The organism is Pseudomonas sp. NY15435, assembly GCF_048068295.1.
Classification (GTDB): domain Bacteria; phylum Pseudomonadota; class Gammaproteobacteria; order Pseudomonadales; family Pseudomonadaceae; genus Pseudomonas.
Genome location: NZ_JBLUQA010000004.1, coordinates 99812 through 120143, shown reverse-complemented (window position 1 = coordinate 120143; position 20332 = coordinate 99812). Strand labels below are relative to the sequence as shown.

General features: G+C 64.8%; 19 protein-coding genes and 1 tRNA gene. 8 read left to right on the top strand and 12 right to left on the bottom strand.

Annotated elements, in window-relative coordinates:
- Nucleotides 1-166 precede the first annotated feature (166 nt).
- Nucleotides 167-1501, top strand: a complete 1335-nt coding sequence (gene gdhA / locus ACNFH5_RS10810; RefSeq protein WP_416745838.1) for an NADP-specific glutamate dehydrogenase — start codon at nt 167-169, stop codon at nt 1499-1501.
- Nucleotides 1502-2110: 609 nt separating this feature from the next.
- Here gdhA and ACNFH5_RS10805 read toward each other — a convergent pair.
- From ACNFH5_RS10805 to ACNFH5_RS10765, 9 genes are all read right to left on the bottom strand, one after another.
- On the bottom strand, nt 2111-3142 hold the full coding sequence (locus tag ACNFH5_RS10805) for a cytochrome-c peroxidase (protein WP_416745836.1): 1032 nt from the start codon (nt 3140-3142) through the stop codon (nt 2111-2113).
- Nucleotides 3143-3267: 125 nt separating this feature from the next.
- Entirely contained in the window at nt 3268-3627 is a 360-nt protein-coding gene (locus ACNFH5_RS10800; RefSeq protein ID WP_416745835.1) for a hypothetical protein, read from the bottom strand.
- Nucleotides 3628-3715: 88 nt separating this feature from the next.
- Nucleotides 3716-4741: an RNA 3'-terminal phosphate cyclase gene (gene rtcA, locus ACNFH5_RS10795; protein WP_416745833.1), complete on the bottom strand. Its 1026-nt coding sequence runs from the start codon at nt 4739-4741 to the stop codon at nt 3716-3718.
- Nucleotides 4742-4788: 47 nt separating this feature from the next.
- Complete coding sequence (locus tag ACNFH5_RS10790) at nt 4789-6171, bottom strand: PBS lyase (protein WP_416745831.1); 1383 nt, start codon at nt 6169-6171, stop codon at nt 4789-4791.
- A 71-nt stretch (nt 6172-6242) separates the two neighbouring features.
- Nucleotides 6243-6821 (bottom strand): hypothetical protein, encoded by a 579-nt coding sequence (locus tag ACNFH5_RS10785; RefSeq protein ID WP_416745830.1) that lies wholly within the window; start codon nt 6819-6821, stop codon nt 6243-6245.
- Nucleotides 6822-6830: 9 nt separating this feature from the next.
- Nucleotides 6831-8051: an RtcB family protein gene (locus ACNFH5_RS10780; protein WP_416745828.1), complete on the bottom strand. Its 1221-nt coding sequence runs from the start codon at nt 8049-8051 to the stop codon at nt 6831-6833.
- Nucleotides 8052-8062: 11 nt separating this feature from the next.
- A complete protein-coding gene (locus ACNFH5_RS10775; protein WP_416745826.1) occupies nt 8063-8446 on the bottom strand; it encodes a zinc-ribbon domain containing protein in 384 nt (127 codons plus the stop codon).
- A 31-nt stretch (nt 8447-8477) separates the two neighbouring features.
- The gene (locus tag ACNFH5_RS10770) at nt 8478-9620 is read right to left on the bottom strand and encodes a slipin family protein (RefSeq protein WP_416745824.1); all 1143 of its coding nucleotides are present in this window, start codon (nt 9618-9620) and stop codon (nt 8478-8480) included.
- Nucleotides 9621-9972: 352 nt separating this feature from the next.
- Nucleotides 9973-10045: transfer RNA gene (locus tag ACNFH5_RS10765), tRNA-OTHER, on the bottom strand.
- Between the two features lie 285 nt (nt 10046-10330).
- On the opposite strand from ACNFH5_RS10765, the gene rtcR reads away from it, so the two are divergent.
- Nucleotides 10331-11932 carry an RNA repair transcriptional activator RtcR gene (rtcR, locus tag ACNFH5_RS10760; RefSeq protein ID WP_416745822.1) on the top strand — a complete coding sequence of 534 codons (1602 nt, stop codon included), beginning with the start codon at nt 10331-10333 and terminating at the stop codon, nt 11930-11932.
- A gap of 13 nt (nt 11933-11945) precedes the next feature.
- Here rtcR and ACNFH5_RS10755 read toward each other — a convergent pair whose 3' ends face one another.
- On the bottom strand, nt 11946-13811 hold the full coding sequence (locus tag ACNFH5_RS10755; RefSeq protein ID WP_416745820.1) for a DUF4105 domain-containing protein: 1866 nt from the start codon (nt 13809-13811) through the stop codon (nt 11946-11948).
- A 62-nt stretch (nt 13812-13873) separates the two neighbouring features.
- Nucleotides 13874-14362, bottom strand: coding sequence for a DUF3015 domain-containing protein (locus tag ACNFH5_RS10750; RefSeq protein WP_038803701.1), 489 nt, complete (start codon nt 14360-14362; stop codon nt 13874-13876).
- Nucleotides 14363-14607: 245 nt separating this feature from the next.
- Here ACNFH5_RS10750 and ACNFH5_RS10745 point away from each other — a divergent pair, with 245 nt between their 5' ends.
- From ACNFH5_RS10745 to ACNFH5_RS10720, 6 genes are all read left to right on the top strand, one after another.
- Nucleotides 14608-14931 (top strand): TraR/DksA family transcriptional regulator, encoded by a 324-nt coding sequence (locus ACNFH5_RS10745; protein ID WP_045217219.1) that lies wholly within the window; start codon nt 14608-14610, stop codon nt 14929-14931.
- Nucleotides 14932-15027: 96 nt separating this feature from the next.
- Entirely contained in the window at nt 15028-17535 is a 2508-nt protein-coding gene (locus ACNFH5_RS10740; RefSeq protein ID WP_416745817.1) for a Lon protease family protein, read from the top strand.
- Nucleotides 17536-17681: 146 nt separating this feature from the next.
- Nucleotides 17682-18023, top strand: a complete 342-nt coding sequence (locus ACNFH5_RS10735; RefSeq protein ID WP_024763074.1) for a hypothetical protein — start codon at nt 17682-17684, stop codon at nt 18021-18023.
- Nucleotides 18024-18209: 186 nt separating this feature from the next.
- A complete protein-coding gene (locus ACNFH5_RS10730; protein ID WP_017521628.1) occupies nt 18210-18704 on the top strand; it encodes a TIGR00645 family protein in 495 nt (164 codons plus the stop codon).
- A gap of 126 nt (nt 18705-18830) precedes the next feature.
- Nucleotides 18831-19127, top strand: a complete 297-nt coding sequence (locus tag ACNFH5_RS10725; protein ID WP_024763075.1) for a DUF6482 family protein — start codon at nt 18831-18833, stop codon at nt 19125-19127.
- 113 nt (nt 19128-19240) lie between these two features.
- Entirely contained in the window at nt 19241-19858 is a 618-nt protein-coding gene (locus ACNFH5_RS10720; RefSeq protein ID WP_416745814.1) for an FKBP-type peptidyl-prolyl cis-trans isomerase, read from the top strand.
- Between the two features lie 239 nt (nt 19859-20097).
- Here ACNFH5_RS10720 and ACNFH5_RS10715 read toward each other — a convergent pair whose 3' ends face one another.
- Nucleotides 20098-20322, bottom strand: coding sequence for a hypothetical protein (locus tag ACNFH5_RS10715; RefSeq protein WP_024763077.1), 225 nt, complete (start codon nt 20320-20322; stop codon nt 20098-20100).
- Nucleotides 20323-20332: the final 10 nt, after the last annotated feature.

Below are 20332 nucleotides of genomic sequence, written 5' to 3'. Positions count from 1 at the left end.
TGTATACAAGAATCTGTTTTTCTGCCGGTCCGGCAGAAGTGGGATTTATATTTTTGCACCATAAAGATTCATAAAAGCGTCACGCCGCACTATCTCGGGGCGGCGTGGGTTGTTAGAGTCTGCCGGCAAAAAAGCATCACATAATCAGAAAAGTACCGGTGTAGACATGACGCAATCCGTTGACTCGTTCCTCGAGCGCCTGAAGCGGCGCGACCCCGATCAGCCCGAATTCCACCAGGCAGTGGAAGAGGTGCTGCGCTCCCTCTGGCCCTTCCTCGAAGCCAACCCGCACTACCTGCAGGCCGGCATCGTCGAACGCATCGTCGAGCCCGAACGCGCGATCCTGTTCCGCGTACCGTGGGTGGATGATGCCGGACGAGTGCGGGTCAACCGCGGTTTCCGCATCCAGATGAGCAGCGCCATCGGCCCGTACAAGGGCGGCCTGCGCTTCCACCCCTCGGTGAACCTGGGCGTGCTGAAGTTCCTCGCCTTCGAGCAGGTCTTCAAGAACTCCCTGACCTCGTTGCCCATGGGTGGCGGCAAGGGTGGCTCGGACTTCGACCCCAAGGGCAAGAGCGATGCGGAAGTCATGCGCTTCTGCCAGTCCTTCATGAGCGAGCTGTTCCGCCACGTTGGCGCTGACCTTGACGTGCCGGCCGGCGACATCGGCGTGGGCGCCCGCGAGATCGGTTACCTGTTCGGCCAGTACAAGCGCCTGTCCAACGAGTTCACCTCGGTGCTGACCGGCAAGGGCATGTCCTACGGCGGTAGCCTGATCCGTCCGGAAGCTACCGGTTACGGCTGTGTGTACTTCGCCCAGGAGATGCTCAAGGCCCGCGAAAGCGGTTTTGACGGCCAGCGCGTGGCTATCTCCGGTTCCGGCAACGTGGCCCAGTACGCCGCGCAGAAGGTCATGGAACTGGGCGGCAAGGTGATCTCGCTATCTGATTCCGAGGGCACTCTGTTCTTTGAAGCCGGCCTGACCCTGGAGCAGTGGGAGGAAGTCATGGAGTTGAAGAACGTCCGTCGCGGCCGTCTCAGCGAGATGACCGGCCCCGGTCTGCGCTTCATTGCCGGGGAGCGTCCGTGGTCGCTGGCCTGCGATATCGCGCTGCCCTGCGCCACGCAGAACGAACTGGATGCCAACGACGCGCGCACCCTGCTGGCCAACGGCTGCGTCTGCGTGGCCGAGGGCGCGAACATGCCGTCGACCCTGGAGGCTGTGGATATCTTCCTCGAGGCCGGCATCCTCTACGCGCCAGGCAAGGCCTCCAACGCCGGCGGCGTCGCCACCAGCGGCCTGGAGATGAGCCAGAACGCCATGCGCCTGCTGTGGACCGCTGGTGAAGTCGACCAGCGCCTGCACGGCATCATGCAGAACATCCACCATGCCTGCGTTGCCTACGGCGAGGAGAATGGCCGGATCAACTACGTGAAGGGCGCCAACATCGCCGGCTTCGTCAAGGTCGCCGACGCGATGCTGGCCCAAGGCGTGGTCTGATCGCTCCGACAGCATGAAAAGAACGGGCCCATCGGGCCCGTTTTTCATTCCAGCCGGCGTGCAGGCTGTTTGGGTTTTGTAGGAGCGAGCTTGCTCGCGAACCTCTCCAGGCCGGCGCGAACCTCTCACCGTTGGCGCGGGGCTGTTCGTGAGCAAGCTCGCTCCCACGGGGGCGTTGGGCGGATCGACCCACCTTCAGCTGCCTGCCGATGGTGGTGTTGAGGAAGAGAAAGGGCTGGCTGGTGGCCCCGTTTTTCATTCCAGCCGGCGTGCAGGCTGTTCTGGTTTTGTAGGAGCGAGCTTGCTCGCGAACCTTTCCAGGCCGGCGCGAACCTCTCACCGTGGGCGCGGGGCTGTTCGTGAGTAAGCTCGCTCCCACGGGGGCGTTGGGCGGATCGACCCACCTTCAGCTGCCTGCCGATGGTGGTGTTGAGGAAGAGAAAGGGCTGGCTGGTGGCCCCATTCTTCATTCCAGCCGGCGTGCAGGCTGTTTGGGTTTTGTAGGAGCGAGCTTGCTCGCGAACCTCTCCAGGCCGGCGCGAACCTCTCGCCGTTGGCGCGGGGCTGTTCGCGAGCAAGCTCGCTCCTACGGGTTCGGCGTTGGGCTGATTAATCCACCGGTTTGGGCGTGGTCGAGGTGCTCGGCGGCAGGATCGGATACTCCACCTTCGGCTGCTTGCCGGTGGCGGTCTTGAGGAAGGCGACGATGTCGCCGACTTCTTCCGCGTTGAGCTGTTTGCCCAGCTGCGCGGTACCCATGATCGCTACGGCTTCCTCCAGGTCCCAGACCTGCCCGCTGTGGAAGTACGGCGCGGTCAGCGCGATGTTGCGCAGGGGAGCGGCACGGAACACATACTGGTCATTCTGCGTCTTGGTCACCTCAAAGCGACCCAGGTCGCCGGTGGGCAGGATCTTGCCGTCCGGCTTCTTCACCAGCCCGAACGGGAAGTACGCCTGGCCGCCCAGGTTCACGCCGTTGTGACAACTGATGCAGCCCGAGCTCATGAAGGTCTGCAGGCCCTTCTTCTCCTTGGCGTCCAGGGCGTTGTCGTCGCCCTTGAGGTAGAGGTCGAAACGCGAATCCGGGGTGATCAGCGTCGACTCGAAGGCCTGCAGCGCGCGCGCCATGTTGTCGAAGCTGACCGGTTGCTGGTCAGCGGGGAAGGCTTTCTCAAAGGAAGCGACGTACTCCGGCATGCTGCGCAGCGTGGCCTCGACGTTCTTCGGTGTGTTGTGCATTTCCACCGGGTTCTGCACCGGCCCCTTGGCCTGTTCTTCCAGGTCCTTGGCGCGGCCATCCCAGAACTGCGCGACGTTGAACACCGCGTTGAAGACCGTGGGTGAGTTGCGCGCGCCCTTCTGCCAGGCATGGCCGCTGGAGGCGGGCACGTTGTCGGCGCCGCCGGTGCCGATGTTGTGGCAGGTATTGCAGCTGATCACATGGCTGGCGGACAGGCGCGGCTCGAAGAACAGCTGCCGGCCCAGTTCGATCTGGTTGGGGTCGAGTTTGTCGCTGGGCTGCTCCGGGATGGGCTTGAAGATGCTGTTGGCGTTGTCGCGCAGGACGTCGGCGTTCGCTTGCGCCGCCGCCGTGCTCACGGCCAGCAGCAGGCTGCCCAGGGCCAATTTGATGGGCTGCATGTGGAGTCTCCTTTTCTCAGGCTTTTGGTTTCTTCTGAGTTCAAGGAGAGGCGATGGGATGGGGGGCTGGCTTGACCGAAATCAAGGGGGTAGCCCTGGGCGGGTGCGGATGGTTGCCGCAGCGGTCAGTTGCCGCGCAGGGCACGGGACAGCGCGCGGTCTTTCTGTTGTTCCCAGTCGCGGTCCCGGTCGCTGTTGCGCTGTTCTTCGTACTGCTGGCGTTCCTGGCTCAGTCTCATGGCCTGGCATTGCTGGAAACCGTCGTTCCAGCCCAGTGCGTATTTCGCCTCGTCCAGATAGCGCGGCACGTTCTTGCGGAACTCGCCGGAAATGGCACCGGCCGCCTGGCGACCGCTGCCGCAGCCGTCGTCATAACCATCGGCGTAGGCGGGCGGATAGCCCTGGGCGATGAGCGCTTCATGGGTGGTTTCGCAGCCGACGAGCAGCGCGGCGCAGAGCAGAACGAGGGCGGCGCGGTGCGCCATGGAAACTCCCGTGGGCCGAGGAGGGCGGGCACACGCGCCGGATAGGATGATTGGGCGGCACTCTATCCGGCGTTTAGTCAGGAAAGCGTCAAGCCGGTGTGATGCGGATGTGCTGGCCGCCCGCCTCGCGTGCCTCGCAATCGATGCGCACCGGCAGGAAGGCTTCGATAACCGCGCGGTTGCTCAGCAGATGATCGCTCAGCACCGGCGTGGTGAAGCTGCCGCCGCCGGCCAGCGCCATGGGCAGCAGCAACTGGTCGGCGAGATGCTCCTCGACGCTGGTGCTGCAGCGGCGCCAGTCATCGGCCTGGCGCAGCGCCTGGATGGCAACCCGTTCGGCGCTGACTCCGGCCTGACCGAAGGCGCAGAACAGCAGGGTCAACTGCTCGCATTCGACTTCCAGCAGCAAAGCGTTGCCCGGCCCCTGGTCTTCAGGAAGACGGACGACCTGCGCGGATGCCATGTGCCAATCCTGATGCCGTTTCACCTTCTCCAGCTCACGATCTCCAACATGGCCGGGAATGGCCGCCAGCAGGGCGCGGGCCGAACGCGAAAGCACAGCGCCGCTCTCCGGCAGATGCAGTGGCTGCAGCTCGCCGAGCTCGACGCCCACCCGCAACTCACCGCCGCCGGCCGGCATGAAGCCATGACGCAGCAGTTCGAAGTCGACCTTCGCTCCCATGCGCCGCAGCAACGGCAGCCAGCTGCGCTCGATGAAGTCCGCCGGCGGGGCCAGCGGGTTGTGCGTGCCGCCGCTGATCGCCAGGCTGCTCGGCCCTTCGGCGAACAGCAGGGCCGGCAGCAGCGTCTGCAACACCAGCACGGCGCTGCCCGCGCTGCCGATGGCAAAGCAGTAGTCGCCGCCGCGAATCGCACCGGGGTGGAAGGCCAGGCTGCGCGAACCCAGCTCGTCGCCTTCCACCACCGCGCCACAGATTTCCGCCGCTGCGCGCACGGCCGTCAGGTGCTGACGCAGCAGCCCCGGCCGCGAACGCCGGCCGCGGATGTTGACGATGCGCAGCCCCTTGCCGGTGATCATCGACAGGCTCAGCGCGCTGCGCAGGATCTGCCCGCCACCTTCGGCGCCGTCGAGTTCGATCACGTGCCTGTTCATCTTGTGTAGTCCTTGTGTGCTCACTCAGCCGCTTCGAGGCGGCGAGTTCAATCAATGCAGGTCAGGCTGCCTTTGGGCAGTTGACCGGTCGCGACCAGCTGACGGATTCGTTCTGCCAGCGCCTGCCGCTCTTCAGGCGGTGTCAGTGGGTCCTGGCCCGCGTAGCGCTGATAGCTCCATGAGCGCAGTGCTTTCACCCAGTAGGTCGAGTCCGGCGCTTCGTCGATTTTCCGCAGTAGGTAGGCGAGGCGTTGCCAATACGCCAGCAGACCGAAGAGCGTTTCGCGGCGAGTCTCATCCAGCTCCCGCCAGCGTCGATCGAGGTAATGGCTGATCGGCCCCTGAAGGCTCTGCCAGGGGAGTTTGCGCAACCGTTCGAGGGCGCCGCGAAACACCTTGGGCGAAGGATGCTCCAACTGTTCGATGAAGGCCGGTAGTGCGTCTTCGTCCAACTGAGCGATGGCCGCCAATCGGACCCGCGTGCTGGCCGAGCGCAATGCGACGTCGAGCCAGGTCGTATACACTGGCTTGCCAAGGGTCGCACTCAGGCTCAGCACACCCAGCCATCGAGCGGTGGTCGCTGGCATTGCCCCGGATACGCTTTGCAGCAGTACCTGTGCCGGGTCGATTCCTTCGCGTGGCGCGTGCCACAGTGCTATCGAGCGCACGCTCGCCGAACTATCCAGCAGTCCGCGTTCAAGTGCCTCGGGCGGCACCATCGGCTCTTTCATCAGGAGCCTGAGGGCCTTGCCGCGCACTGTTGCCGAAGCATTGGCCATAGCCATGTGCAGTAGTGCTTGCCGGATCGCGCTTGGTTGCTTTCGGGCCGCATCCACTGCCCGTGTACGCACCACCGGGTCGGGATGACGCAGCGCCTGCTCCACCAGCGCAGCGGAGCCATCGGCTTCGGCCAGTACGCGGAAAAGCAAGCGCGCCGCCTCCCCGCGTAAACCAAGCCAGGTTGCCTTGACCTCCGCCGCATGCTCCGGTCGGGCCAGTAATGACTGCACTTTATGCAGCAGGGAGCGATGATCGCCGCGTTGCTGACGGCTCAACGCGAGCAGTTGCGGCAGGTTCTGCAGGATCAGCGAAACCTGCTCATCGGCCAAGTAGTCTTCGATGCCTTGCAGAGCCTGTACGCGTATGGCTAGCACCCAGTCGTTGGCGCGGGTGAGCAGTACGCCGAGTGCCTCCGCGGAACGCCGACGGGCCAGCATGCGTACGGCCAGTTCGCGGACATATCCGTTGTAGCTGCGGCTCCAGCCTGGCCAGTCCGTCTCAGGGTTGGCGTTCGCCAGCACGGTCAGCGCTTCGTTGACGCCGTAGCCAGCGCGTTGCTGGTCCAGCCAGTTGCGCAGGGCTTGCGCCGTCTCGTCCGAGGGGGTGTCCGGCGAGCGCCTGCGCTCCAGCCAGTGTTTGAGTTGTTTCATATTTCCCTCTCTGTGCGCGCTCAATGGTCAGGCGCGCATTCACAGTCCATTGTCGTCGGCGACGTCTGTTGTCAATCTGTCGCGCTGGCGGCCAGCGCGGACAATGTTCGCCGTCGCGGGTTGTGCAGGGTGAGGCACCAGATACCCCACCATTCCTTGCCGTCGTCGAAGTAGCTGCTCCAGTTACTGCGATGGGGCTCGGCATCGCCGTCGCCGACCCAGTCGAGCACCTGCAGCTCCTCGTCCGGGTACAGCCGCAGCACCTGCAGCCATTCGCGGAAGTCCGCCACCTGCAGCTGGGTGCCGTAGGGTGGGTTGCGGAAGGCGCGGCACAGCGGGTTGTCGTCGCGGGCCAATTCGCGCACTGCCTTGATGTCGAGTGTTTGCGGGCGGGCCTGTGCCAGGTCCGGGGTTAGGTCTGGCCAACGGTGGTGGGCGTGTTGCGGGTACTTGGCGATGATCTCAGCCTGCCATTTCCTCGCGCGCTCCTGGATGGACTCGAACAGCATCTGCAACGCCAGGCGATGTTCCGCCTCGCCGGGCGTGGCGGTCGGGGCGAGTGTCAGCACGCGAAAGTCGAAGACGCAGCCCGCCTGTTCCAGGCGGGCGCGCAGCTCTTCCGTGCGCTGGTTTTCCATGGGTTGCAGCATGTCCTTACCTCATCCTTTCACGCACACCACCTGACGCAGGGTATGCAGCACTTCCACCAGCTCGCGCTGGGCGTCCATCACCGCGTCGATGTCCTTGTAGGCCATCGGGATCTCGTCGATCACGTCCTTGTCCTTGCGGCATTCGACGTGGGCGGTGGCGCGCACCTGGTCTTCGACGCTGAACAGCTTCTTGGCCTTGGTGCGGCTCATGGTCCGCCCTGCCCCGTGGCTGCACGAGCAGAACGCCTCTTCGTTACCCAGGCCGCGGACGATGAAGCTCTTGGCGCCCATCGACCCCGGAATGATGCCGAGCTGGCCCTTCTGCGCGGACACCGCGCCTTTACGCGTTACCAGTACTTCTTCGCCGAAGTGGCGTTCCTTCTGCACGTAGTTGTGGTGGCAGTTCACCGCTTCCAGGCTGGCTTCGAACGGCTTGCGGATGACCTGCCGCGCCGCCGCAATCACCGCGCGCATCATCAGTTCGCGGTTCTGCCGGGCGAAGTCCTGGGCCCAGCCCACGGCTTCGACATAGTCGTCGAAGTGCTGGCTGCCTTCTTCGAAGTAGGCCAGGTCACGGTCCGGCAGGTTGGCGATGTGCTGGCGCATATCGGCCTGGGCCAGTTCGATGAACAGGTTGCCGATGGCGTTACCCACGCCGCGCGACCCGCTGTGGAGCATGAACCAGACGCGGTTGGCTTCGTCGAGGCAGACCTCGATGAAGTGGTTGCCGGTGCCGAGGGTTCCCAGGTGCTTGCGGTTGTTGGTCTTCTCCAGTTTCGGGTGCTTGTCGGTGATCACCTTGAAGCGTCCGGCCAGTGCGCGCCACGCGTCGTCGGCGTGCTCGGGCACGTCTTCCCAGGCGCCCTGGTCGCGGCGGCCGAAGGTCTTGCCGTGGGGCACGGCCTTCTCGATGGCGGTGCGCAGGCCGTGCAGGTTATCCGGCAGGTCCGAGGCCACCAGCGAGGTGCGCGCGGCGATCATGCCGCAGCCGATATCCACACCCACGGCGGCCGGGATGATGGCGCCCTTGGTGGGAATCACGCTGCCAATGGTCGAGCCTTTACCCAGGTGCACGTCCGGCATCACGGCCAGGTGCTTGAAGATGAAGGGCATCGTCGCGGTGTTCATCAGTTGCTGCCTGGCGTCGTCCTCGACCGGTACGCCCTGGGTCCAGAGCTTGATCGGTTTGCCGTTGGCGACTTCCAGCAGTTGGAAGGTCTTGGTGCTCATGTTTCAACTCTCTATTGTTGCGGGGCGATCTGGCCGGCAGCGGGTTGCGCTCGGCCGTCGCGAATTCGTTTGTTCAATCGACAGGTACGGCAGCGTATCGCCGTGGAATACACCTGTCCCTGACAGTCTTCGTACCACCACTTCTGCTGCGCGGCGGTCCAGGTCTGCTCGGCGCCGCAGTCGTGGCAGGTGAACTGCTGATCCTCGTACCAGCCACGGCGCACGAATAGCGGGTCGCCGTAGCTGTTGTAGGGCGCCAGGTTCGGGCGGTTGACCGGCAAGCTGCCGGGCGGCGCCAGGCGGCTTTCTGGCTGCCTGGCCCGCTCGACCTTCCAGGCCTTGCGTCGCTCGCGTTTCTGGCGGATTTCCTGGCGGCGCTGCTTGTTGCTCTTCACGGTGCCAACTCCTGCGCCGGGCAGGCCCTGGTCAGGCCTGCTTCAGCGTTACCAGTCCATTCAATACCTGATCCAGGCCGCCGAATACCGAGATGCGGTCGATTCGTTCGGCTACCCGCTCCAGGGTTTCCAGTTCCTTCAAACGCAGGGCGGTGGGGTTGTCTTCCATCACCTTGGCCGTGTTCAGCAGCGAACGGGTCGCCGAGGTTTCTTCGCGGCGGCGGATCACGTTCGCCTGTGCAGCCTTTTCCGCCTCCACCACCTGGGCCAGCAGAGTCTTCATCTCGCCCGGCAGGATGATGTCGCGCACGCCCAGGCCGCTGACCTCGATGCCGGTGCCCGGCAGGCGCTCTTTCAGGTAGGCGCTGACCGAGTCGTCGATGAGCTGCTTGTTCTCCAGCAGTTCATCCAGCGAGCGAGTGCCGACCGCTGCACGCAAGCCGAACTGCAGCTCGCGATAGAGGTGCTCCAGCGGCTTGGACAGGCTGGAAAACGCCGTCAGCACGTCGCTGTAACGCCAGTTGGCGGCCAGGTTCAGGCGCAGGCTGACCTTGTCGCGGGTGAGGATTTCCTGGCCGCTGACTTCCAGTGCCTGGATCCGCGTATCGATCAGTTCCACGCTCACCTGGCGGTTGTAGCGCCAGAAGCCGTACTGGCCAGCCGGCAGCAACTCGACCACCGCACCGTCGACCTTCAGCACGCCGACCTGGTAGGCCGGCACCAGGGTCACCAGCAGCGCTTCGACACCGATCACGCTGCGGCCGCGCAGGTTGCCCTGCATCTGCTGCAGCAGCGCCGGCGCAACGCGGTACTCCTGGCTCAGGTCGATGCGCTCCAGGTGCTGCTCGGTCTGGCCCTTCCAGTACAGCCGGCGGCTGCCCGGTGCGAGGATTTCCGCCAGCACGCCGTCTTCGAAGCGCAGGCCGGCCTCGTTCTCGGCCAGGTCCATGCGGGTGAAGTAGCGTTCGACCAGTGCAGGTTCCGACTGGCGCAGGTAGCCGGCCAGGCGGTGTTCGAACAGCGGGGTGTTCAGGCTGAAGGTTTCCACGCTCAGGCGGTTGTATAGGTCCAGGTGGCGGTGGATGCCCGGCTCGAGGATCGCCAGGAAATCGCCCTCGGAGTACAACAGGCCGCGTTCGTTCTTCTTCACGGTAAAGCGCTTCAGCAGTTTCATTTCGTTCTCTTCCTTCTTCTCTTTGTCCTTGGGTGCCGGTGTTCGCCGGCCCGTCGGGTGGCGAGGTGGGGGTCTGCGAGAGCCAGGTGCTGCGGACGTCCTGTCCATTGCGCCGAATCCATCGGCCAGCACTTGCCTTGTCGCAGGCCCGGTCCTCGTACCGGGCGGGCCGGCGGCGGCTTCGGGTCCCTGGCGTATCCGGCCTTCCTGGCCGCTTTGCGCCTGTCCCGTCGCCCACCGGCGGGGTGTTGCCTTCATGAGTAGCTGCCTTAACAGGGCAGTGTTCGAGCGGGAGTCGAACCCGCGACAGGCCATTGCTTCGATGGCTGCTCTACCGGACTGAGCTATCGAACGGCGCGGGCAGGATTCGAACCTGCGACGGTTCCCACTAAGGGGAGTGCTCTACCGGGCTGAGCTACCGCGCCATCGACCGTGACTGCTGCAGCGGCATGCACGAAGCCGACACCAGGGGTGGGCTCGGGCACCGGCGGGAGTGGAAGTCCCTGCCCGTGGGCTGCATCAGCGATGCGGTCGAGGGAGATATAGCGAGGGGCGTGCCAGGTTTGTTTTGGATGGGTAGGGAGTTTTTATAACTATTTGATAAATAACAGCTTAATTATTTTTATTGTGTTGCTTTTCGGTTGTGTCGGTTGGCTGATGCAGCTATTTATGGATATCCTGAGATCGTTATTTATCTTTATGGATAAAAGATGACAGCCAAGAAAACCGTCGCCATCGGCTTCCTCGGTTCCACCCTGGATCGCGTTGGCAAGGGCGCGGCGCGCTGGCAGAAGTGGCGGCCCACGGTCGGCCTGTGCCAACAGCAGGACCTGCTGATCGATCGCCTGGAGCTGATCCATGGGCTGGATGCGCGGGATGTCAGCCTGGCCGAGCGCATTGCGGCAGACGTGCGGCATATCTCCCCGGAAACCGAGGTGCGCCTGCAGCCCATGGCGCTGCGCAACCCCTGGGACTTCGAGGAGGTCTACGGCGCGCTGCACGATTTCGTCGGTGGCTACAGCTTCGATACCGAGCACGAGGACTACCTGGTGCACATCACCACCGGGACCCACGTTGCGCAGATCTGCTGGTTCCTCCTGACTGAGGCGCGCTACCTGCCGGCGCGGCTGGTGCAGGCTTCGCCATCGCGGCGCAAGGACGAGGCGCGGCAGCCGGAAGGGACAGTCGCGGTCATCGACCTTGACCTGTCACGCTACGACCGCATTGCCACGCGCTTCCGTCGTGAGCAGGAGGAGAGCCTGGCTTTCCTCAAGTCCGGCATCGCGACGCGCAACGCCGAATTCAACCGCTCCATCGAGCAGATCGAGCGAGTTGCCGGGCGCTCCCGCGCGCCGATGCTGCTGATCGGCCCGACCGGTGCCGGCAAGTCCTTCCTCGCTCGTCGCGTGTACGAACTCAAGCGCGCACGGCACCAATTCCAGGGGCGCTTCGTCGAGGTGAACTGCGCGACGTTGCGCGGTGACGGCGCCATGTCCGCGTTGTTCGGCCATATCAAGGGCGCCTTCACCGGCGCGCAGAACGCCCGCGAGGGCCTGCTGCGCGCGGCAGATGGCGGCATGCTGTTCCTCGACGAGATCGGCGAGCTGGGCCTGGATGAGCAGGCCATGCTGCTCAAGGCCATCGAAGAGAAGCGCTTCTTCCCGCTGGGCTCGGACCGCGAGGTGGGCAGTGACTTCCAACTGATTGCCGGCACCCATCGTGACCTGCGCGAGCGCGTGGCCGAAGGGTTGTTCCGCGAGGACCTGTTCGCCCGCATCAACCTCTGGACATTCGATCTGCCGGGTTTGGCCGGCCGCCGCGAGGACATCGAGCCGAACATCGATTTCGAACTGGAGCGCCACGCCCGCGAGCAGGGCCGCCTGGTGCGTTTCAACCGCGAGGCACGTACGCGTTACCTGGCTTTCGCCAACTCGGCGCAGGCGTTGTGGAGCGGCAACTTCCGCGAGCTGTCGGCGTCCATCACCCGCATGGCGACGCTTGCCGACAGCGGCCGGATCGACGAGGTGCTGGTGGAGGAGGAGATTGGCCGACTGCGCCGTTCCTGGGGCGCCACCCAGGCCCAGAGCCTGCTGGATCCTTTGCTGGGGGAGGGGGCCGAAGCGCTGGACCTGTTCGACCGCCTGCAGCTGGAAGCGGTGATCGACGTCTGTCGGCAGGCACGCAGCCTGTCCGACGCGGGCCGCCAGCTGTTCGCCGTCTCGCGTCAGGAGAAGCAGAACCCCAACGACGCGGACCGCCTGCGCAAGTACCTGGCGCGCTTCGGCCTGGATTGGGCGTCGTTGAGGAGCTGAGGCGCAACGCGCCTCAGTAGTGGTACCAGCGCAGCTCCAGCATCACTTCGTTGCGCGGGCTGGCTTCATGGCTGAACTCACGCTGGGCTGACAGGCGCAGGCCGAGGTTGCGGCCCAGTTCCACCTGCTGGCCGAAGCTCAGGGTGCGGCGTACTTCGCCGTTGTGGAAGTAGTCGCCCTTGCCTTCGAGGCTGAGGTTGCCGAGCGGATTACTCCACAACACGCCGGTGTCGAAGCCCATGGCCGGGGCGAGGGTGGCGGCGAAGTCCTGGTTGTTCTCCAGGCGCACGGTGCCCAGGGCATAGGCCTGCAGATCATCGGTCAGCTTCCAGCTGCCACCGGCGCCACCGTTGAGGTGGCCGACCAGGGTGTCGTGGTCGTTGTCGCTGTGCTTGCCGATCACCCGTTCCCAGCCGCCGGCGACCTGCCACGACAGCGGTTTCAGCAGCTCGTTGCGCGGTGTCATGGAGCGGATGGTGACCAGGTCCAGCTGCTGCAGTTGCCAGCGGTTGCCTTCGTACTGGCGAAGCTTCAGCTGGCCGATCTCGATCTGTGCGCCCAGCGGGAAGCCGTAGGCGTTGTCGTCGAGGTCGTGGTAGGCCATGCGCAGGCCGTACTGGGCGAAGGCTTCGCCGTCGCGGCTGCCGGCGCCCAGTTGCCAGGTGCGCGACTCGTGGCCGTTCTCCGGCTGGCCAGGGCGTTCCACCTCCAGTGCTGGCGGCGGGTTGCGGTTGATCGCCTTGAGCAGGTTGTAGCTGCGCGAGGCGGTGGACTGGTCGCGCTCCTGTCCGGTGGCGCGGTAGCGCACCAGGCGGAAGGCAGTGTCCTGCACCAGGGCCTGGCGATCAGCGGGCAGGGCTGTGAATTCGGGGCTCTGCAGCTGACTGTCATCGTCGGCGATGTGGCGGGCCAGCACCTTCTCGTCGTGGCTCAAGGGCTCGCCACGGGCCAGCAGCTCACGCTCGCGGGAGGGGCGATAGTCCACCCGGTCGATCAGCCCGGCGTCCTTCACCGCGCGCACCGTGTCGGTGGGAATGGCGGTGATCGGGAAATGGTCGGTGAGCTCGGTGCCGGGGCGGGCGATTTCCAGCAGCTCCAGCAGGCGGAAGGAGCAGTTCTCGTCGAAGAAGTAGTACTTGAAGCGGATCTGTTTCAGCTCCCAGACGTGCTCGACCATGCGCGCGGTTTCTTCCGGCGTGAGGTTCAGGCGGTATTCCCAGAGGTCGCGGTTCTCCAGGCGGCTGTATTCGGAGAGCTTCTCGCGGTAAGGCACCAGGGCGAACAGGCCGGGGTAGCCGCCCATCAGGCCTTTCCAGGCGTAGAGGATGCTGTTGTCCATGCCCTCGATATAGGCGCCGAAGTTGAGCGCATAGCTGAGCAGGGCGGTGTTGTCGGAGTCGACGTCGGCCTGGTCAATGCGCAGCAGGGTGTGACCGAACATCGAGGACGGGCTGTTCAGGTAGGCCGCCGGGAATACCAGCACGGCGCTGTGCGGGTTGATGTCCTGATACCAGGTGGTGAACTCCTTGCACTCCACCGTTGGCAGGTCATCGAGCTGCAACTGCTGGCGCAGCCAGCGGGTGCGCGCCGGGTAGACGCACTGTGCGTGCTTGTCGCCGAGGCTGGCCGGGGCGTAGAGGGCCTTCACGGTGGCGGCCAGTTCGGATTCCGGATGGCGGTCTCCATCCTTGGCGAGGAAGAACTTCGGGTCGTCGACGAAGCTGCGCCAGCCACCGAGCTTGGCGTGTTCATAGTGACCCAGGGCCAGCCAGTAGGGCTCGTCAGCCAGCGACTGCAAGCGTTGTGGGTCGATCGCGGGCGAAGCCAGCAGTGGGGTGCAGGCGCACAGCGCCATCCAGGGCAACAGGCGTTTGGGCATCGAGTGGGCTACTGGGAGGGAAGGGTGAGCCCGCCGTCAGGGCAGCGGGCTCGCGTTGGCCATCAGGCCTGTTCGGCGTACTTGGCCAGGGTGCTGTCCTGCTTCAGGACGGCCTGGGTGTTGGCGTAGACATCTTCGGCGGTGACGTCGGATTTGTTGAAGATCTGCGCGAAGTGTTCATGGGTGACCTGGGCGAAGTGCGCGCGGTCCTCGGGCTTCACGCCCAGCACTACGGCATAGGTGGTCAGCGCTTCGCCGTCACCCTTGGCCATGTCTTCGGAGAGCTCGTCCATCATGCTGCTGAGCACGATCATCGGTTTGCCGCCGTAGGTCAGCGCACCGTTGGTGTGGCAGCCGTTGGTGCCGGTGGTCATGCCGAAGGTGTTGTTGCCGCTGGTGCCGTTGGTGGTGGCTGCCAGGACGTGGGTGGCGGTGCCGCGCTGGCCCTTGAACAGCATGTTGCCCCAGCCGCAGCCGTCGCTGCCGGGGGCATCGGCGAGGGCGCTCAGGGAGGCGGTGGCGAGGAGGGTACCGAGCAGAATCCTTTTCATCGTTTTTCTCTCTTTTTGAGGTCGGGCTTTTTGAGATCGGGAAACGTTGAACAGTCGCTGACAGCCTAACAGCGCCTGTCAGAGCTTTTCTCCAATGCCTTGCAGGTGTCAAGGCAACCGCTGCCGCAGGCAGTATGGCCGGCCCCGGCTTAAAGGGCCCGGATGACCGGCACTTGATCGGCATCAGCGGCGGAAGTCTTGGAACCGACCACACTTGTATCAGTTCCCCTTGCGAGGAAGTCGTCATGGTCGATTTCGATCCACGGCCAGCGCTTGACCAGTTGGCAGCCGAGTATTCCAAACGTGCCGAAGCCATCCGCCGCGACCTGGGTCGCAGCCATTCGCCGGACTTCGCCGAACAGGCCCAGCAGCGGCAGAACGACGACGTGCTGCGCGCGTTGCTGGCCGAAGCGGACGCGGGGATGCGCCTGGTGGGCCTGGCGCGCCTGCGCCTGGCTGACGGCACCTACGGCGAGTGCGCGCGTTGTGGCGAGGCCATCGAGGAGCGCCGCCTGCGCGCTCTGCCGGCTGCCGAGCACTGCCTGCGCTGCGCCGATGCGGTGGACTGAAACTGTCACCAATACTGCCTTGCCAGTGGCGCGCAGGCGGCGCGAGAATGCGGACGAATCTCCGCGGCCTCGCGCCGCCCGAAGCAAGGACCTCCAATGCCCGATTCCGTTGCTGCCGGCCTGCGCCTGGCGCCCGATGAACTGACCCGCCCCTTCACCCCCGAACAGTTTCCCTTCAAGACCACCGAAGAACTGGAGCCTTTCCTGGGCGTGCTCGGACAGGAGCGCGCGGTCGAGGCGCTGCAGTTCGGCGTGGCGATGCCGCGTCCGGGTTACAACGTGTTCGTCATGGGCGAGCCGGGCACCGGTCGCTTCTCTTTCGTGCAGCGTTATCTGAAGGCCGAGGGCAAGCGCTTGCCGACGCCGGCCGACTGGGTCTACGTCAATAATTTCGATGATTCGCGCGAGCCGCGCGTGATCGAGTTGCCGCCAGGCAGCGCCGCTGAGTTCGGCGCCGACATCGACCACCTGATCGACAACCTGCTTTCTACCTTCCCCTCGGTATTCGAGAGCCCCGCGTACCAGCAGAAGAAGAGCGCCATCGACCGCGCCTTCAACCAGCGTTACGACAAGGCTCTGGACACCGTCGAGCGCCTCGCGCTGGAGAAGGAAGTCGCCCTTTACCGCGATAGCGCGAATATTGCCTTCACCCCGATGAAGGACGGCAAGGCGCTGGATGAAGCTGAGTTCGCCCAGTTGCCGGAAGAGGAGCGCGAGCGCTTCCACGCCGACATTGCCGACCTCGAGGAACACCTCAACGAGGAGCTTTCCAGCCTGCCGCAGTGGAAGCGCGAGTCCAGCAACCAACTGCGTCAGCTCAACGAGGAAACCATCACCCTGGCGCTGCAGCCGCTGCTGGCGCCACTGGTGGAGAAGTACAACAACAACTCCGGAGTCAGCGCCTACCTGCAGGCCATGCAGCTCAACCTGCTGAAGACCGTGGTCGACCAGTTGGTGGACGCCGAACGCACCGACCCGCAACGCAAGCAGGGCCTGGAGGAGCAGTACGCACCGAACCAGGCGATCGGCCACCATGCCACCAGCGGCGCGCCGGTGGTGTTCGAGTCGCACCCGACCTATGACAACCTGTTCGGTCGCATCGAGTACGCCTCCGACCAGGGCGCGCTTTACACCAGCTATCGCCAGTTGCGCCCCGGTGCGCTGCATCGCGCCAATGGTGGCTTCCTGGTGCTGGAGGCGGAGAAGCTGCTCAGCGAGCCATTCGTCTGGGACGCCCTCAAGCGCGCGCTGCAATCGCGCCAGCTGAAGATGGAGTCGCCCCTGGCCGAGCTCGGCCGCTTGACCGCCATGAGCCTGACGCCCCAGGTGATCCCACTGAACCTCAAGGTGATCATCATTGGCTCGCGGCAGATCTACTACACGCTGCAGGACCTCGATCCGGACTTCCAGGAGATGTTCCGCGTGCTGGTGGATTTCGACGAGGACATCCCGCTCGCCGAGGACAGCCTCGAACAATTCGCCCAACTGCTGAAAACTCGTACCTCGGAAGAAGGCCTGGCGCCGCTCACCCGTGAAGCCGTGGCGCGCCTGGCGACCTACAGCGCCCGCCTGGCCGAACACCAGGGCCGTCTTTCGGCGCGCATCGGCGACCTGTTCCAGCTGGTCAGCGAAGCGGACTTCATCCGCCAGTTGGCCGGCCAGGAAGTGACTGACCTGGGCCACATCGAGCGTGCCCTGAAGGCCAAGGAAACCCGCACCGGCCGCGTCTCGGCGCGGATTCTCGACGACATTCTCGCCGGCATCATCCTGATCGACAGCGAAGGCGCCGCGGTGGGCAAGTGCAACGGCCTGACCGTGCTGGAAGTGGGCGACTCCGCCTTCGGCATGCCGGCGCGCATCTCTGCCACCGTCTATCCGGGCGGCAGCGGCATCGTCGACATCGAGCGCGAGGTCAACCTCGGCCAGCCGATCCACTCCAAGGGCGTGATGATCCTGACCGGCTACCTCGGCAGCCGCTACGCCCAGGAGTTCCCGCTGGAGATTTCCGCGAGCATCGCCCTGGAGCAGTCCTACGGTTACGTGGACGGTGACAGCGCCTCGCTGGGCGAGGTCTGCACGCTGATTTCCGCCCTGTCGCGCACGCCGCTGCGCCAATGCTTCGCGATCACCGGCTCGATCAACCAGTTCGGTGAAGTGCAGGCGGTGGGCGGGGTCAACGAGAAGATCGAAGGCTTCTTCCGCCTTTGCGAGGCCCGTGGCCTGACCGGCGAGCAGGGGGTGATCATTCCGCGCGCCAACGTTGCCACCCTGATGCTCGACGAGCGTGTGCTGCAGGCGGTGCGTAACGGCCAGTTCCACATCTACGCCGTGCGCCAGGCCGACGAGGCGTTGAGCCTGCTGGTCGGTGAGCCGGCCGGTGCGCCGGACGCCAAGGGCCACTTCCCCAAGGGCAGCGTCAACGCCCGTGTCGTCGAACGCCTGAAGGAAATCTCCGAGCTGGGCATGGACGAGGAAGAGAAGGAAAAGCCCGCCAAGGAGCCCGCTGCTGCCAAGCCCGCCAGCAAGCCGAAGGCGGAGAAGGTGCCGGTGGACAAAGCCCCTGTGGAGAAAGAGCGCGCCCGCAAGAAGAAAGACGCTGACTGAATACGGCCAGGGCAGGGCGCCGGCCGGGGCATTCCACCGGCGCCATTTTCACGCCGTTGTCCGCAAGATGGGCGGATAAATCCGCACTTTCGCGTGTCGGAACCTGGGTGTAGTCTCAAACTCAGGACAACCGCGAGGGTGCCGCCATGCCGCGTAACCTCTGCCTTATCCGCCCCTGTCTGGGGCTGACCACGCGCATCGAGTGCGAGATCAGGCCGCTGGCCGGAGAGAATGGACTCTGGACCTTGTTGTGTGCCGCCGGCATGTCCGGTGCGCAGCCTACCGCCATCAAGGCGCAGGGCCCGTTCTGCGGGCCTTTCGTGGCCGAAGGTGTGCTTGAGGCGATCTCCGACTGCCTGGCCCAGCAGGGCTACATCGTGGCAGACGATCCCCCCATCTGGCAGTTGCACCTGCAAGGCGAACTGCGCCGCCTGAACGGCGAACGCTCGCGCCATGTCGGCAACTTCCAGTTCCGCCCCGAGGGTTGAGGCTTGCAAGGCTGAGAGAAGGATTGCGCAGTCCCTGCACGATCCGCTGAAAGCCGCGGGGCGCTTGGTCGCTACGGTTTCATACCGTGGCCGCCCACATATTTATCCACAGAAATCCGGGATAACTCGCAAAAGTCATCCGCTATACTGCGGCCGCCCTTTCCCAAGACTTTTCCTACGAGCACCATGGAACGATTCGTCGAAAACTCCCTGTACGCCGCGCGCTGGCTGTTGGCGCCGATCTACATCGGCCTGTCGCTGGCCTTGCTGGCGCTGACCATCAAATTCTTCCAGGAAATCTTCCACATCCTGCCCAGCATCTTCAGCATCGCCGAGGCGGACCTGATCCTGGTGCTGCTGTCGCTGATCGACATGGCGCTGGTCGGCGGCCTGCTGGTGATGGTGATGTTCTCCGGCTACGAGAACTTCGTGTCGCAGCTGGATATCGACGAAGGCAAGGAAAAGCTCAGCTGGCTCGGCAAGATGGACGCCAGTTCGCTGAAGAACAAGGTGGCCGCCTCCATCGTGGCGATCTCCTCGATCCATCTGTTGCGGATCTTCATGGACGCCAAGAACATCGAAGACAACAAGCTGATGTGGTACGTGATCATGCACCTCACCTTCGTCCTCTCGGCCTTCGCCATGGGCTACCTGGACAAGGCCACGCGCCACGACCACTAAGGCTCTGCTGCGTCATCCACACCGCCCGACCGTTGCAAAACGGACGGGCGGTTGCGTTTTCGGCTTGCGGTGCGCGCCTGCTGGTCAAGACTTTCCGCGTGGATCAATCCGCAGGAGGTGCAGCATATGAATCTGCAGGAACTGACCAGCCGCTCCGTCGCCGGCGACATCGACGAGATCAACCTGGTGTCGCTGGAGGGCGATATCTACGTGCTGGAGGCTCGCATGGGCGCGCGCTTCTACCCGGTCCAGGACGAGGCCGGGCACGTCATCAGCGTGCGCTCGGTTGCCCACGCGCGGGAAGTGCTCCGGGCGCTGCCCAGCGTCCCTTTCCATCTGGTGCATGCCGTGGTGCATGACGAGATGTGCGGCATGGACGATGAGCGCGACATCGGCGCCGGTGTGACCATCCCGCTGCACTGAGTGTGTAGCGAGGCGCTTGGCCCATCCCGCTGCGCGAGGCACGCGCGGTGGGGGAGGCGGTGCATCTGTGCTAGGCTGGCGGCCCTTTTTTGAACCCCCAGCGGAGCGCCGCCATGAGCGAACTCAATCTTTCCACCGACGAAGCCCGCGTCAGCTACGGCATCGGCCGTCAGCTGGGCGACCAGCTGCGCGAGAACCCGGTTCCGGGCATGACCCTCGACGCCATTCTGGCTGGCCTGTCCGACGCTTACGCCGGCGCCGAAAGCCGCGTTCCGGGCGAAGCCCTGTCCGCCAGCTTCCAGGTGATCCGCGAGCGTATGCAGGCCGAAGCCCAGGTGAAAGCCGAAGCCGCCGCTGCTGTTGGTCGCGAGTACCTGGTGGAGAACGCCAAGCGCGAAGGCGTGACCGTCCTGCCGTCCGGCCTGCAGTACGAAGTGCTGACCACCGGTGAAGGCGCCAAGCCGTCCCGCGAAGACACCGTGCGCACCCACTACCACGGCACCCTGGTCGACGGCACTGTCTTCGACAGCTCCTACGAGCGCGGCCAGCCGGCTGAATTCCCGGTGGGCGGTGTGATCGCCGGCTGGGTCGAGGCCCTGCAGCTGATGAACGCTGGCAGCAAGTGGCGCCTGCATGTGCCGAGCGAACTGGCCTATGGCGGCCAGGCCGTCGGCAGCATCCCGCCGCACAGCGTGCTGGTGTTCGACGTCGAGCTGCTGGAAATCCTCTGATTCCCGAGGGTTCGCTGCGCAGTGCCATCCCTGGCCACTCCGCAGGAAAAGGGGCGCTTCGGCGCCCCTTTGTGCATCTGCCTCCCGGGCGGCAGAGCGCTGGCGGCGCGTCCTGCGCCGCCGCAATTTCCACACTGCACATGTTTTTTGTAGGAGCGAGCTTGCTCGCGAACAGCCCCTGCATCGGTATCGAGAGAGGCTCGCGAGCAAGCTCGCTCCTGCAGTCGTGGTTGTGGTCGTCAGCGCAGCGCGCGGGCGTAACAGAACAGGAACAGGTTGCGCACCAGTTCCTTGAGCACCAGCGGCTCGCTGGTGCTGAGCTCGGACAGCTCCAGGCCGCCCTGTTCGCGCAGCTCATCCAGGGCCTCTTCCTCCAGTACCGCGCAGACTTCCCCGGTGTCCCGATGCAGGATGCGCAGGTAAGGGTGCGGGCGATCCAGCCAGGCGTCGATCATGTAGGTCATGGCGTGTTCC